The organism is Acetobacterium sp. KB-1, assembly GCF_003260995.1.
Taxonomy (GTDB): Bacteria; Bacillota; Clostridia; order Eubacteriales; family Eubacteriaceae; genus Acetobacterium; species Acetobacterium carbinolicum.
In genome coordinates this window covers 3404399-3419489 of the sequence record NZ_CP030040.1, presented here as the reverse complement: position 1 = coordinate 3419489, position 15091 = coordinate 3404399, and the positions used below count along the sequence as shown (strand labels likewise).

Below are 15091 nucleotides of genomic sequence, written 5' to 3'. Positions count from 1 at the left end.
ATTATTCTTGAGTCAAGAAATCTGGAATTGAAAATTCACCAACTGAATCACTGGCACTCTTGACAACTTTTTTAATAACAGCTTTCTTTTCTTTTTCACCACCGGACAAAAATCCTGTCGCAATAACGGTAATTTTGATTTCATCTCCTAAAGATTCATCAATGGTCGCACCAAAAATAACGTTGGCATCGGGATCTGACGCTTCTCTGGCAATGCTGGCAGCTTTATCGACTTCAAATAATGAAAGATCTTCGCCAGCCGTAATATTAAGTAATACCCCGGTTGCTCCGTCGATCTGGGTTTCCAGCAACGGACTAAGAATTGCCTGTTTGGCGGCTTCTTCGGCACGGTTATCTCCACTTGCTTGACCAACACCCATGTGAGCCAGTCCGGTATCTTTCATAATCGTTTTAACATCGGCAAAGTCAAGGCTAATCAGTCCTGGCATGGCGATTAGATCTGAGATACTTTTCACACCCTGGAGCAACACATCATCAGCTAACCTGAAGGCGTCTTTCAGAGAGGTTGATTTATCAGCCATTCTTAGCAGTCGGTCATTGGGGATTGTTACCAGAGAGTCAACATTTTCCTGTAAAAACTCACTGGCAATCTGGGCATTACGCATCCGTACCCGTCCTTCAAAAGAGAACGGTTTGGTGACGACACCAATGGTTAAAATTCCCAGGTCTTTAGCGATTTTTGCAATAATCGGAGCCGCTCCGGAACCGGTTCCGCCACCCATACCAGCTGTTAAAAACAACAGATCGGTATCTTTAATCATGTCAGCAATGGCGTCTTTGCTTTCCTCGGCCGCTTTCTGACCAATCTCGGGATTCCCCCCGGAACCAAGTCCCTGGGTAATTTTTTCCCCGATTTGAAGTTTTTTTTCAGATAAAGCCAAGGCAAGAGCTTGTTTATCGGTATTAATAGCAATAAAATCCACACCCTTCATCCCGGCTTCAATCATTCGATTAATGGCATTGTTTCCACCACCACCGACACCGATAACACGAATTTTTGCAAAATTATCGTAATTCCCATCTAATTCAAACACTTTTATTCCTCCTCTTACTAAACAGCTTTCTCGTTAAAATTGATCGTTTGTATCTTTTTTCCTGAACATTGGATTCGTTTCAGTTGTTTTTTCATCGTTAATAACACTTCTTCCCCCTATTTGTAAGTTAAAGAAATGTTCACCCCTTTCTTTCTTTATATTAACCTTTATTTACAAATTTTTCAACTATTGAATAATAAATTAAGTAAAATAACGCTCAATATTTTAGAATCAGACCAAATGTTTTATGAATCGCTCACTCATTCTTTATTTTTAGCGCGGTTTGATGACTGGCTTTGTTCCCACTGCCAGATTAATAATCATATTACTGGTATTTTTATCCAGATTATTTTGGATATAGGCCTTGTTGTCAATATAATTATTATAATCCCATAGAATAAAAACGGTGCCGTTTTTTGTCACAATTTCATAGGTGTTTACTTCTGTCATCCGTACCTCGGATATTTTTTCCAGGTTGCTATCTTTTTTCAAATCTCTAAGAATATTCATAATCGTGTCAAAACGCCAATAGGGTTCAACCACTACTTCTTTACCAATTTCTGTTATGGTAACCTCATCACTTCCAAAAATCAGCGGTATATCTGTTTTTCTCAGGTATTCGCCGTCTTCAATCAGCGTTTTGTCTTCCGACAGATAGTAGACTTTGTTATCATAATTCACCGCACAAATTGGTGCTGATTCGACCATTCGGATGAGAATTTTGTTTGGCATAATCTTAGAAATTTCCAGTTCATCCAAATTCATCAAGGCATTGATATTATAATTTGCCTGATTGACATCGATCAAAAAAATACTCTCCCCAACGTTAATTCCTGAGGCCTCAACGACCGTCTGCGCATCAACAATTTCATTCCCAACCACTTCAATTTCAGTCACGTTAAATATACCCAAATTAACCGCCTGGTAAACACCGAAACCAATAGCCCCGATTATTCCCAGAATGATCAACATGGTTACTAAGCCTTTCATGATGCGTTTGCGCTTGTTTGCTTTTCGCTGTCGTCGACGCTGTTCCCTGAGCTCTTGCTTTGTCGGCTCGAGGTTTTGAAGTTTCCTTATCTTCTTTTCGCTGGAGTTTTTTTTCTTTGATCGTTTCATTCATTCTCCATTAATTTTTTTATTTGTGCATAAATCCGATCTCCGGCATTAATGATGCTTTGTTTTTTAGTGATCTGGCTCATCATCTGACATTTTTTCTCATCTTCTAATAGCGACTCAACAGTTTGAATCAGTCGCGCCCCCGTCAGTTCTTTGTCTTTAATGAGAACACCACCGCCCGGATCGGTAATCACCCGGGCATTGAATTCCTGATGATTGCCGGCTGCCAGCGGGTAGGGAACCAGAATTGAAGGTACACCCACCGCCTGGATTTCCGCCACTGACATTGCTCCGGAACGGCTAATTACCAGATCAGCAGCTCCTAAAAGGCGGTGCACCTCATTGCTGTAAGCATCAACAAAAACATGACCAGATGGTGAAAGCCCCAGGTGATCGACTTCTTTTTTAATCGATTCATATTGATCTTTTCCGGTTAAATGATAAATAACCCGATCGTCTTGGTCTTTATAGGACGCAATCAGAGACAGGGCACTCTGATTGATGGAACCAGCGCCCTGGCTTCCGCCCATAATTAAAATCATTTTCTGGGTGTCAGACAGATTCAGGTTTTTTCGCAATTCACTTCGGTCAATCTGATGGTAGTCCGATCGCACCGGGTTTCCCGCCAGAAAAGTCCGTTCCTGGGGGAAATATTTTTCGGCCTCTTTAAAACTGATGGCAATCCGATTTACCCGGGTCCCCAACATCAGATTTGTTTTCCCGGGATAAGCATTTTGTTCATGAATCATTGTTTTTATTTTTCGTCGGCTGGCAATTAAGAGGAGCGGTCCCGCGGTAAACCCTCCGGTTCCAATCACCAGATCCGGTTGATGCTTTTTAATTAATTTTTTGGCATCGCTAAGCCCGTCAAAAATCCCCTTAATTGCTGCCAGTGTTTCTAATGAGGCCTTTCGCTCAAATCCCCGGACCCGGATATACTCAATCGGATAGCCATACTGAGGAATGATGTTTTTTTCCATCCCCACCATCGATCCAATAAAGACAATTTCAGCCCCGGGATTTTCAGTTTTTATTTTTTCAGCAATCGCTAATCCCGGATAAATATGCCCTCCGGTTCCACCTGCTGCAATGAGTATTTTCACAATCTACCTCACAATCTTTTTCTTGTTATGCATGGTTTTCTTGTTTGGTTCCAGTTTCTTGCCAAGGTCTACAGTTCGGGAGATATTTAGAATTGGGCCCATCATCGCAAACAAAATAACCATCGAGGAACCACCCGCGCTGATAAAGGGCAAGGCCATCCCAGTTACCGGGATGATCGCTGATGCAACGCCAATGTTCACCAATACCTGAAATGCCAGCAATAACATCACACCACTGGTATACAGATAGGCAAAGGTATCCTGAGATTTCTGGGCAATTTGAAATCCCCGCCAGATTACATAAGCAAACAGTCCTAAAACAAGTAAACATCCCACGAAGCCAAATTCCTCGGCGATATTGGCAAAGATAAAGTCATTCTGCAGTTCCGGCAAAAACAGATATTTCTGTTTTCCATTACCCAGACCTCTGCCAAACATCCCACCGGTACCAATTGCCAGGAGAGATTGGGATATCTGATAATCATACCCACCTTTTCCTAAAAAAACATTAAAACGATCCAGTCGCCAGGGTTCGGCGATCATTAAACCAGCCACTGCCAATACCCCAAATCCCAGATAAGGATAAAAGAGTTTAAATTCAACGCCCCCAAAATAAAGGACCCCACAAGCGGCCAGGGCGATGGCCATAGCTGCACTCAAAGATGGTTCAATAGCGGTCAGGCCGCAGATGAGCCCCAGGGGCAACATACAATTTAACAAAAACGGCATATTCTCTTTGATAATGCCGGGTTTCCTAGAAATAACGGTGCTAAAATAAAGAATCACGGCAACCTTTGCTAATTCAGAAGGCTGAAAGGTGGTGACTTTTAAATCAATCCACCGTCTGGCATCATTAACCTTTAAGCCAATACCGGGGATTAAAACGATAATCAAAAGAAAAATAGAAATCACAATGCCCACAAGATAATATTTTTTGTAAACCCGGTAATCAATCTTACTCATGATTCCCATTACTGTCACACCCAGAATAACAAATACTAATTGTTTTAAAAACAGGGAATAACCTTTTTCCCCACTAATGGTGGATGAGTACATGCTGGCACTGAATACCATAATTACCCCAATGCCCGCCAACAACAGGAGGGCAATTAAAAAAGGTCGATCTATTTTTCCATTTTTCATGGTTCACTCCTCGAATTTTTATTGATTTTCGGTCACCAATCGCTTGAAAACTCGACCTCGGATCTCATAATTATCAAACATATCCCAACTGGCACAGGCTGGCGATAACAAAACAGTGTCACCCGATACGGCCACCGCTTTTGCGTGGGCAACCGCTTCCTCGTAGGTGTCAACTTTGGTGATGGTCGTAAAGCCCTTGGCCGTAGCGGCTTTGATTAGATCATCCGCAGTTACGCCTAAAACGATCAGCTGCTTGACCCGCTTTGCCACCAGTGCCATCAGCTCGGAATAGTCTTCTTTTTTATCATAGCCTCCGGCCAGCAGAATAATCGGTTCTGTTACCGCATTGACAGCCGTAATAGTGGCGTTGGTGTTGGTTCCTTTCGAATCGTTGATGTAGGTCACCCCGTCAAAACAGCCCACCAACTCCAGACGATGTTCCACTCCCGCAAAGGTTTTAAGAACCCGGACGATGACTTCCAGTTCAACCCCTGAAAAATATGCCAGGGTCAGAGCCGCCAGAGCATTCATGGTATTATGAGGACCGATAATACCCAGTTCATCTTCCCGACAAACCAAGATGCTTTCTTGACCATTATTAATATAGATTTCGCCCGCTAAACACCAGGCACCATAATCAACGGTTTTTTTATAACTAAAAAGGGCTTTTCTTGAAACCGCCTTTTCACCCAATTCACCGACTAAAGGGTCATCCCCGTTTAATACCAGCAGGTCTTCGACTCGTTGATTTTCAAATATCCGGCCTTTGGCATGCACATAATTTTCCATGCTCAGGTGACGGTCCAGATGATCCGGCGTCAGATTGAGAATCGCCGCCGCCTGAGGTCGAAAAGTATGGATCGTCTCCAATTGGAAACTGCTGATCTCGGTTATAAAAACCTCATCTGCGGTCGCGCTATCGACATAGTTGGTAATGGGGTCGCCAATGTTTCCGACCACATAAGTTCCCCGACCTGAGGCTTTGAATATTTCCCCCAGCAGGGTGGTGGTGGTGGTTTTCCCATTGGTCCCAGTAATCGCAATAAAAGGTGTTTGTGTCAATCGATAGGCCGCTTCGACCTCACCTGTGACTGGAATACCCTGCGCGTAAGCCGCTTGAATAATGGGAATACTCAGCGGCACCCCCGGGCTTATGACCACCTCATCAATCACCGTTAAAATCTCCAGACTCGGCTGAACACCAAAAATCGATTCAAACTCCGGGTTTTTTTCAAAATCCAGAATCTGGGGAAACTCTTTTAAGACGATGCCCGATGATCGGGTGTCCGTTAATAACACGGCTTCGCCATGGCTTAGTAATAGTTCTGTGACCGCAACCCCACTTCGGGCCGCTCCGACTACCAGAGTCCTTTTTATCATAATGCGCTTCTCCTATCCTAAACAAATAAATGCAATGACTACCGAAATCGCTGTAACCACCCAGAAAACAGTGACGACCCGGGTTTCACTCCAACCCGACAATTCAAAGTGATGATGAATGGGGGCCATCTTAAAAAAGCGCTTTCCCCCGGTAGATTTAAAGTAGCTCACTTGAATCACTACCGATAAAGCTTCAAGGACAAACAAAGCGCCAGCAATGAGCAGAAAAATCTGTAGCTGAGTAATGATCGCCATGACTACAACCGCTCCGCCCAACGCCATCGAACCGGTATCACCCATAAAGATATCAGCTGGATTTGAATTATGCCTTAAGAAACCCAAACATCCGCCAATAATGGCACCAGTAAAAATGCTGGTATTAGCTTGGGGCAGGGCCAGAGAGCCGACAAAAAAGAATATTGCAACAATTAAGGTAACGCCGGATGCCAATCCATCGAGTCCATCGGTTAAATTAACCGCATTGACAATCGATACTACCGCAATAAAGGTAAATGGTACATACCAGAATCCAAAATCGACAGTCTGATCCATTAATGGCACCACCATTTCAGAACCAATGGCTGGCGCATAATAAGCATAGAGGGCAATGGCCAGCGCACCAATACATTGGAGCACCATTTTCTGCCAGGCCCGCAGACCCAGATTGTGTTTTTTTGCTACCTTAATATAATCATCAATCAAACCCACAGCACCGAAGTAGAGCATTACCAGAATTGGAAAGAAATCCCAGTTTCCGACTAGCACTGACAAGATCGCAAAAGCCACCAATACCCCCAATTGAATCACCAGCCCGCCCATGGTTGGCGTTCCTGATTTTTCCAAATGGCTTTGCGGGCCTTCTTCTCTAATGGCCTGACCAAATTTTAGCCGTTTGAGCATGGGGATAAATCGCGGTGTCACAAAATAGACAACCAGGAAGGAAATCAGCAGACCAATCAGCCCGGTTTGTAAAACGGTCAGTTCCATTAGCAGCCACCTTCCTTAATAAAATCAATCACCCGTTCCAAACCCATGCCCCGGGATGCTTTAATCAGAATGATATCTTCGGGCCGGACAATCTCTTTTAAACAGGCACCGGCCGAGCGTGCATCAGGAACCTGGTAGACCGGTCCGGCATTGTCATAACCCTGACAAATTAACTGCCCCAATGGACCAACACCGATTAGAATATCCGCTTTACCCTTTGCGTAGTTGCCAACTTCAAGGTGTGCGGCTGGCCCGAAGTCGCCCATTTCTAACATATCGCCGAGAATTGCAATTTTTCGCTTGTTGTCACGGCCCAGGGTATCCAATACATCCAGGGAAGCCCGCATCGCATCAGGATTAGCATTATATGAGTCATTAATCACCTTGATTTCGCCAATCGTGAAAATATCCATCCGATTGCCGCTGGGCACAAAAGCATTAAGCCCTTGTTGAATCTCCGATTGAGTCAAGTCATAGAAATACCCTAAGCCAATAGCCACCAGACAATTATAGATATTATGTTCCCCGGGATAATTAAACGTGAAAACTTCGTTTCGATGTTCCCATTTTACCTGCATTTCAAGACCCGCTTGACTTGTACTATAATTAAAGGCTGTTACAGAATGCTCCCCATCCAAGCCAAAGGTTTTAACCTGGTAGTGATTCTTTTCATTATTTATTTTTTTTAAAAACGCATCATCACCATTAACATAGGCAATGCCATCGCTTGTTAAACGCTGCAAAATTTCTTTTTTGGCCCGATAAATATTCTCCTGGCTTTTCAGGCGTTCAATATGACTAAGTCCGACATTGGTGATTACACTGATATCGGGATCAACCAGTGCGATTGATTTTGAAATATCCCCAAGATGGTCCATTCCCATTTCGATGACGGCCATTTGATGGTCTGCTTCTAAATTAAATAAGGTCTGGGGAATCCCGTATTCATTATTAAAGTTACCCTCGGTTTTTAAGGTATGATACCGTTGTGACAGAACGGATGCCACCAGGTCCTTGGTGGTGGTTTTTCCGCTGCTGCCAGTAATGGCAATCACCGGAATGCTGTAACGATGACGATTAAAACCGGCCAACGCTTTCATCGCCGCTAATGTTGAAGCCACCTGGATGACCGTCATCTCCGCCGGAAAGGAGTGATTTCTTTCCTCGGTCAGACAAGCTCTACTGCCATTTAAAAAGGCCTGACTGATGTAATTGTGGCCATTATTCGTTTCCCCGATAATGGGCACATATAAGTCATTACCTGTTGTTTTTCGACTATCAATCGCAACATTTGCAATTGCCATTAAGCGATTTCCCTGGAGCAATTCCCCCTGGGTAATGTGAAGTATTTCATCAATACTGATACTTTCCATTTATCTTACCTGAACTTTCTTCTTTATTTTCGGTCAATCATAATCAATTCTATATTTAATTTTCAGCCTCGTCCACTGTCCAAAAAGACCATGACATTATATCAAACTTTAAACATAAAGAAAAGCAAGGATTCCTCCCCTTGCTTTTCTTTTAATTTTTTATGGGGCAAATGTTACGTTAACGTCACTGCCCCTCTCCACAACCGTTGTGGCTGCCGGCGTTTGACTTGAAGCAAAACCATTCCCTGTGATTTTAAGATTGAGTCCCAATCCCGTCAGAATTTCATTGGCACTCTGAATCGATAGTCCCTTTAGATCCGGCACAATAACCGTTCCAACCGCCTGACTATCGGTTTCTCCTAAAGCAAGGATCAATTCCGAATTTGGATCATAAACCGAATTGGTGGGAAGGCTTTGATTTACAACCGTGGTCCCACTGGTGGCTGGATCAACAACATATTTTATCCCCTTCTCATTGAGAATGCTGGCTGCAAAATCAATGTTCTGACCTACCAGATCAGGAACAGTGATGGTTCCCTTTTGAATTTCTTCCGTTACAGCACCACCAAGGGTGGTATCAGCAGTGTTATAATTCAAAGCTTGTTTTATTAAACTAATGGCGGTAGGTGCCGCACTGGTACTCCCATAAGCACCTGCTGCCGGTTCATCCAACACGACGTAAACCGAATATTTGGGGTCTTCCACTGGGGCAAAGCAGTAAAAGGAGGTCACATATTTGGAACTGGAATATTCACCATTGATAAACTTCTCGGCCGTCCCTGTTTTTCCGCCAATGCTGTATCCTTCAGAAAGATTGGTCATATCGGAATCATAGCCAACTACCTTACGCATGATTTCTCGGGTTGCTGCCGATGTTTCTTTCGAAATAATCTGTTTTTGGGATTCAATCGCTTTCCCCGTGGTTTCGCTGGAGATAATCGTCGGTTTAACATAGTAGCCATCATTGACGACACTATTTAGCGCACTGACGATTTGAATGGGCGTGACTGCCAACCCCTGTCCAAATGAAAAGGTCGCATAATCTACTTCATTGATCCCGCCATTGGCGGTAGATAGTCGATTAATAATTCCAGCTTCTTCGCCATCTAGCTCAATCCCGGTGGTTTCTCCTAAGCCAAAATTATACACATACTGATAGAAAACATCCGGATTCAATGTTTCAATAATCTGAACCAACCCCGGATTACAGGAATGGGCGATGGCATCCGAAACCGTAATGCTGCCATGTGGTCCGGTGGCGCAATTAATCACCGCATCACCGATCTGGATGGACCCATCACAATACACAATTGTATCTGGCGTTACTACCCCTTCTTCCAGGGCCGCTGCGCCAGTTAGTGCTTTAAAGGTGGAACCCGGTTCATAAATAAAACTAACGGCCTGATTCTTATACATCTCTGCCAGTTGTTCTTGTTCTGTTTTACCAACCAGATCTTCTGCATGTGTCGCGACGAAGTTAGCATCCAGAGTAAAAGGATCATTAAGATTGTAATCCGGCGTGGTCGCCATTGCCACTACTTCGCCAGTTTTGGTTTCCATCACAATCGCAGTTACACTTTTTGTTTTCCAGGTTGTCGCTGCTTCCTCAACCGCTTTTTCGGCCATCAATTGAATATTGCTATCAATCGTTAAAACAATATCTTCTCCCTGAACAGGTTCTTTTAATATTTTTGTTTGCGAAGGAATCTGGTTTCCGTTGGCATCTTTTTGGAAGTAAACAACCCCATCCTCGCCGCTTAAGACGTCTTCATAGGTGGATTCCACCCCATAGAGACCACTGTAGTCCCGCCCGGTAAACCCCAGAATATAGGAAGCAAAATTTCCATTGGTATAATAACGCCGATAATCATCCAGCAATTCGATGCCATTATAACTTTCTATGTTGCCGTCTTCGTCTTTGATTGCTTCCGATTGCTTAATTTCCAGAGCCAGGGCATTATCGACTTTCCCCAAAATTAGCACCGGCTGGTTTTCTTTACGGGTCGCACGATCGTAAAGGGACTCATAATTATAATCCAAATCTTTGGAAATGGCCGCAGCCACCGCAGCCGGATCTTTAATGCTAATCGGTTTAAAATAAAGGGTTCCGTCCTCAATACTGACACCATCAAAATTATGACTCAGTACAATAACCGCAGCGCCCTGACTGATACCGGTTTTTACTTCAACAATATCATTTTCCAGAACGATGATCTTTTTCATAATATCTTCAACTTTTAAACCCAGCTTGCTACTTAATGTTTGGGCCAGGCGATCGGGGTCTTCGACCTCATAGGGGATCACATTAACCGCTGTCGCTGAGGAATCTTTAGCCAGAACATTTTTGTTCCGATCGTAGATATCACCTCGTGATGCTTTAATGGCCACCTCTTCAACAAGTTGATCGACCTGGCGCTCATACTTCCCGGTTGAATTTACAATTTGCAGGGAAAATAATCTCCCAATAACAACAATTAAGCACAATGAAAGTACAACCATGGCAATCATGATGCGATTTTGTTTGCCGATCGGTCCAATCTCTCGTTGTGCCTTCTTTTTTATATTCACATTTTTTCTCCAAATTTTTATTCAATTAAGCTTACCTGATCTAGCTTAAATAAACCCTAACCTAAAACAAATTCTCAAACCAACTTCTCACAATTTGTGAATCCGTCATCAGTGACTCTTCTTTTTTCTCCGTCACCAGTTCGCGTCGATATTGTTCCTGGACCGGTTCGGTCATCCCATAACCTCTGGCTTGAGCCTCAATCGATTGAAGATTCATATTTGTTACTAATTGACCTTCTTTACTGTCGTTAACCTGTACGGCGTCTTCCAGGGTTTTCTGAAGGTCTCTGATCTGCGTATTTTTTTCGGTGATCACAGCGTGCTGAAATAAGATCCCAACCATTGCCGCAAACGCAATCAACCCTATAATCATAACATAGGAACTTGTTGTCATGCGCTTTTCTTTTTGTTTGGGCATTTTTACTCTTTTTTTTGTGGTCGCCATGGAACGCTCCTTTTTTTAACTTTCTGTTCCCAGCTTTTCTACAATCCGTAGTTTCGCACTTCGCGAACGCCGATTTTCTTCAAGTTCATCAACACCTGAAACAATCGGTTTTCTTGAAATAAGCTTTACTTCCGGTAATTTCCCACAAACACATTGGGGAAAATCCGGCGGGCAAGTGCAGGGATTGGCTTTCTCTTTAAAGAGATGCTTAACAACCCGATCTTCCAGCGAATGAAAGGTAATGACACACATTCTTCCGCCTGGCTTCAAGGCTTCAAGACCCTGGGTTAAAGCATCTTCTAATATTTTTAATTCCCCATTGACTTCCAGTCGAATGGCTTGAAATGTTTTTCTTGAGGGATGTTTCTCTTTAAAACGTTCCTTGGGAGGATACGCCTTCTTGATTATTTCACTTAACTCTAAAGTGGTCGTAATTCGCGCAAGCGTTCTGGCACGAACGATTGATTTGACGATTTGACTGGCAAACTTTTCTTCTCCATAAAGAAAAAGTATTTTTTTTAGTTCCCCGGGGGCATAGTCGTTGACCACCATTTCGGCGGTTAACTCTGCTGACTGGTTCATTCGCATATCCAGCGGACCATCGTTATGATAAGAAAAGCCTCGGGTATCGTCATCCAGTTGAAATGACGAAACCCCGAGGTCATATAGAATACCGTCGATTCCAAAGAGATGGAGGCCCTTTAGAACCTTGGCTAAACTGGCAAAATTACTTTTTACAAAATGACGCTGACAGGTAAAACCCGCCAGACGATTTTGGGCATACTCTAAAGCGTAATCATCCTGATCGATGCCAACCAAAATGCCGCTTTCATCCAATGATTCACAAATCCATTGGGAATGCCCACCCCCACCCAGGGTGCAATCCACGTAGATACCATTTGGTTTGATGTCCAGACCGTCAATGGATTCCCGTAGTAATACGGTGGTATGTGAAAATGTTTGTGGCTTCATTTATATTCCCAGCATTGCCATATTATTGGCAATGTCCTCATAATTTAAATCTTCATTGTCGTTATAGTTTTCCCATAATTGACTGTCCCAAATTTCTAATCGATTTGAAACCCCGATAATGGTCACCTCTTTTGTTATTTTTGCATATTTGCGGAGCGAAAGTGGAACACTCGCCCGGCCCTGTCGATCCAGCTCGCAATCGGCGGCACCGGCGAAGAAAAATCGGGTAAACGCTCGCGCATCCTTATCCGATACCGGTAGAGATTTTAGTTTACTTTCAAAATTCTCCCACTCTTCCATGGAAAAAACAAACAGGCAACAATCCAGTCCTTTTGTTAAGACAAATTGTCCACCCAGAGATTCTCTGAATTTTGAAGGAATGATCAATCGTCCCTTGTCGTCGATATTATGTTCATACTCTCCAAAAAACATCCAGATCTACCTCCTTCATACTTTGTTCTTCCATTTTCTTCCACATTATACCACACTCCACCACCCTTCACAAGTTACGAAACCGGCTATTAAGCAAAAAACAAAGTTTTATTTTGTTAAAATTTCCCATCAATTGTATTAATTTTATATCAAAAAACTTAAAAATAAATTCACAAAACGTCTTTCCTCCTAAAATCAACATTATAACTTGTGATTGTACGCATTTTGGTTTAAACTAATAAAATAATGAAAATTAAGGAGTAATTTAGAATGAGAGCAGTAGTTACGGTTATTGGAAATGACCGCACCGGAATAATTTATAATGTATCTAAAATTTTGGCTGAAAATGATGTCAATATTGAAGATATCAGCCAGACCGTTATGCATGATTTTTTCACCATGATCATGTTGGTGGACATGACAAACATGTCTGTTGAGTTTAATGTCCTGAAGGCCGCTCTTGAAGAAGTCGGACAAACCATCGGCATGTCCATCCGTATTCAGCATGAAGATCTTTTCAATGCTATGCACACGATTTAGGCGGCCACGATTATGGCAATGTTTAAAGACGTCCTCGAGACGGTTAGAATGATTGAAAAAGAACGGCTGGATATCCGGACCATCACCATGGGAATTTCATTGCTGGACTGCATTGATTCCTCCGGATTAAAAAGTCGCCAGAAAATCTATGAAAAAATCACCCGTTTGGCTGAAAATTTAGTCAAAGAAGGGGAACGCATTGAAAATGAACTGGGCATCCCGATTGTCAATAAGCGGATCTCGGTAACACCGATTTCACTCATCGCCGGTAGCAGTGATGACAAAAACTATGTGGAATATGCAAAAATTCTTGATGCCGCCGCCGCAACGGTCGGCATTAACTTTATCGGCGGTTTTTCCGCCCTTGTCCCCAAAGGGTTTACAAAAGGCGATCGGATTCTCATCGACTCCATACCAGAAGCCCTGGCAACAACCAATTGCGTGTGTTCATCCGTTAATCTTGGTTCCTCGAAAGCCGGTATTAACATGGACGCTGTTAAACGGCTGGGAGAAGTGATTAAAGAAACCGCCTACCTGACTCGGGAGGTGGATTCCATCGGCTGTGCCAAGTTTGTCGCCTTTGCCAACGCAGTTGAAGACAATCCCTTTATGGCAGGCGCCTTCCACGGCGTCGGCGAAGCCGAATCGGTTCTCAATGTTGGGGTCAGTGGTCCCGGAGTTGTCAAACGGGCGCTGGAAAAAGCCCAGGACGCTTCCTTTGGGGAAATGGCCGAAATCATCAAGAAGACAGCCTTCAAAATTACCCGGGCTGGCCACCTGGTCGGTACCACCGTGGCTGAGCGTCTGAATGTCCCTTTTGGTATTTTAGACTTGTCCCTGGCTCCAACCCCGGAAATTGGTGACAGTGTTGCCCGCATCCTTGAGGAAATGGGTCTGGAACACTGTGGCACCCATGGTACCACAGCAGCCCTTGCAATGCTCAATGATGCCGTTAAAAAAGGCGGTATTATGGCCTCCACCTCGGTGGGTGGCTTTAGCGGTGCCTTTATCCCGGTCAGTGAAGATGAAGGAATGATTGAAGCCGTGGAATGTGGCGCCCTGACCTTTGACAAACTGGAAGCCATGACCAGTGTTTGCTCGGTTGGTATCGATATGGTCGCCATCCCTGGCGATACCCCAGCTTCCACCATTTCTGGGATCTTAGCGGATGAAGCCGCTATTGGCGTCATCAACAATAAAACCACCGGTGTTCGCATTATCCCTGTTTATGGAAAAGACGTTGGCGATACCGCCGAATTTGGTGGACTGCTGGGCCGAGCACCGATTATGCCGGTGAATAAAAACGATTGCTCAGTTTTTGTAAATCGTGGCGGACAGATCCCCGCCCCTATTCACAGCTTTAAAAACTAGCGCAATCGGACTGGCAACTTGGGGGACCCACAACTGTGGGTCTCCTGTTTTATCGAAAGGAGCTAATAAATGAATGTCGAATTATGGGAAAAATGTGTAACCTTTCACGGACATCACTGCCCCGGCCTGGCCATTGGTGTCCGCGCTTCTCTGGAAGCCATCAAAACGCTTTCCCTTGATCTGGACGGAGATGATAAGATTGTCTGCGTTGCTGAAAATGAGTCCTGTAGTGTTGACGGCATCCGGGCGGTGCTGGATTGCACTGGCGAAAAGGGCAACTTATTTTTTATAAAAGGCGGGAAACAGGCTTTTTCTGTTTTTAATCAAACCACCGGTGCGAGTATCCGTTTGATTTTAAAAGAACTTCCGCCAATGGAACGTGATGAAATGGAAGCCTTCCTGCTTAACGAACCCGACGCGACAAAACTTTTCGATTTCGAAAAACCCCATTTCGAATTACCTGAAAAGCTTAACTGAGTTTTAAAAACACCACCATGATTAATCCGGAACGATTAATCATGGTGGTGTTTTTTTATTCACTCAGCCATTATCACTTGCGGTGCCAGCGATAACTTTGATATGGTATAATAAACAGAATAATTTA

At 43.7% G+C, this 15091-nt stretch carries 14 protein-coding genes; 3 read left to right on the top strand and 11 right to left on the bottom strand.

Going from position 1 to position 15091, the window contains the following annotated elements:
- Position 1: 1 nt before the first annotated feature.
- The 11 genes from ftsZ to mraZ form a co-directional block, all read right to left on the bottom strand.
- Positions 2–1054, bottom strand: coding sequence for a cell division protein FtsZ (gene ftsZ, locus DOZ58_RS15730; RefSeq protein ID WP_111889166.1), 1053 nt, complete (start codon positions 1052–1054; stop codon positions 2–4).
- Between the two features lie 273 nt (positions 1055–1327).
- Positions 1328–2173 (bottom strand): cell division protein FtsQ/DivIB, encoded by an 846-nt coding sequence (locus tag DOZ58_RS15725; RefSeq protein WP_111889165.1) that lies wholly within the window; start codon positions 2171–2173, stop codon positions 1328–1330.
- Positions 2170–3276: an undecaprenyldiphospho-muramoylpentapeptide beta-N-acetylglucosaminyltransferase gene (gene murG / locus DOZ58_RS15720; RefSeq protein ID WP_111889164.1), complete on the bottom strand. Its 1107-nt coding sequence runs from the start codon at positions 3274–3276 to the stop codon at positions 2170–2172. The genes DOZ58_RS15725 and murG overlap by 4 nt, the downstream gene beginning before the upstream one ends.
- Before the next feature lie 3 nt (positions 3277–3279).
- Positions 3280–4419, bottom strand: a complete 1140-nt coding sequence (gene ftsW / locus DOZ58_RS15715) for a putative lipid II flippase FtsW (RefSeq protein WP_111889163.1) — start codon at positions 4417–4419, stop codon at positions 3280–3282.
- Positions 4420–4437: 18 nt separating this feature from the next.
- Positions 4438–5799, bottom strand: coding sequence for a UDP-N-acetylmuramoyl-L-alanine--D-glutamate ligase (murD, locus tag DOZ58_RS15710; RefSeq protein ID WP_111889162.1), 1362 nt, complete (start codon positions 5797–5799; stop codon positions 4438–4440).
- A 12-nt stretch (positions 5800–5811) separates the two neighbouring features.
- A complete protein-coding gene (gene mraY, locus DOZ58_RS15705; RefSeq protein WP_111889161.1) occupies positions 5812–6786 on the bottom strand; it encodes a phospho-N-acetylmuramoyl-pentapeptide-transferase in 975 nt (324 codons plus the stop codon).
- Positions 6786–8159: a UDP-N-acetylmuramoyl-tripeptide--D-alanyl-D-alanine ligase gene (gene murF / locus DOZ58_RS15700; RefSeq protein ID WP_111889160.1), complete on the bottom strand. Its 1374-nt coding sequence runs from the start codon at positions 8157–8159 to the stop codon at positions 6786–6788. The genes mraY and murF overlap by 1 nt, the downstream gene beginning before the upstream one ends.
- 159 nt (positions 8160–8318) lie before the next feature.
- Complete coding sequence (locus DOZ58_RS15695; protein WP_111889159.1) at positions 8319–10727, bottom strand: penicillin-binding transpeptidase domain-containing protein; 2409 nt, start codon at positions 10725–10727, stop codon at positions 8319–8321.
- Positions 10728–10788: 61 nt separating this feature from the next.
- On the bottom strand, positions 10789–11172 hold the full coding sequence (locus tag DOZ58_RS15690; protein WP_111889158.1) for a hypothetical protein: 384 nt from the start codon (positions 11170–11172) through the stop codon (positions 10789–10791).
- 15 nt (positions 11173–11187) lie between these two features.
- Positions 11188–12144 carry a 16S rRNA (cytosine(1402)-N(4))-methyltransferase RsmH gene (gene rsmH / locus DOZ58_RS15685; protein WP_111889157.1) on the bottom strand — a complete coding sequence of 319 codons (957 nt, stop codon included), beginning with the start codon at positions 12142–12144 and terminating at the stop codon, positions 11188–11190.
- Positions 12145–12576: a division/cell wall cluster transcriptional repressor MraZ gene (mraZ, locus tag DOZ58_RS15680; RefSeq protein ID WP_111889156.1), complete on the bottom strand. Its 432-nt coding sequence runs from the start codon at positions 12574–12576 to the stop codon at positions 12145–12147.
- A 270-nt stretch (positions 12577–12846) separates the two neighbouring features.
- Between mraZ and DOZ58_RS15675 the strand changes: the two genes are divergently transcribed.
- From DOZ58_RS15675 to DOZ58_RS15665, 3 genes are all read left to right on the top strand, one after another.
- Positions 12847–13116, top strand: coding sequence for an ACT domain-containing protein (locus DOZ58_RS15675; protein WP_111889155.1), 270 nt, complete (start codon positions 12847–12849; stop codon positions 13114–13116).
- 12 nt (positions 13117–13128) lie between these two features.
- Entirely contained in the window at positions 13129–14487 is a 1359-nt protein-coding gene (locus DOZ58_RS15670; protein WP_111889154.1) for a PFL family protein, read from the top strand.
- Between the two features lie 69 nt (positions 14488–14556).
- Positions 14557–14964: a formylmethanofuran dehydrogenase subunit E family protein gene (locus tag DOZ58_RS15665; RefSeq protein WP_111889153.1), complete on the top strand. Its 408-nt coding sequence runs from the start codon at positions 14557–14559 to the stop codon at positions 14962–14964.
- Positions 14965–15091 lie beyond the last annotated feature (127 nt).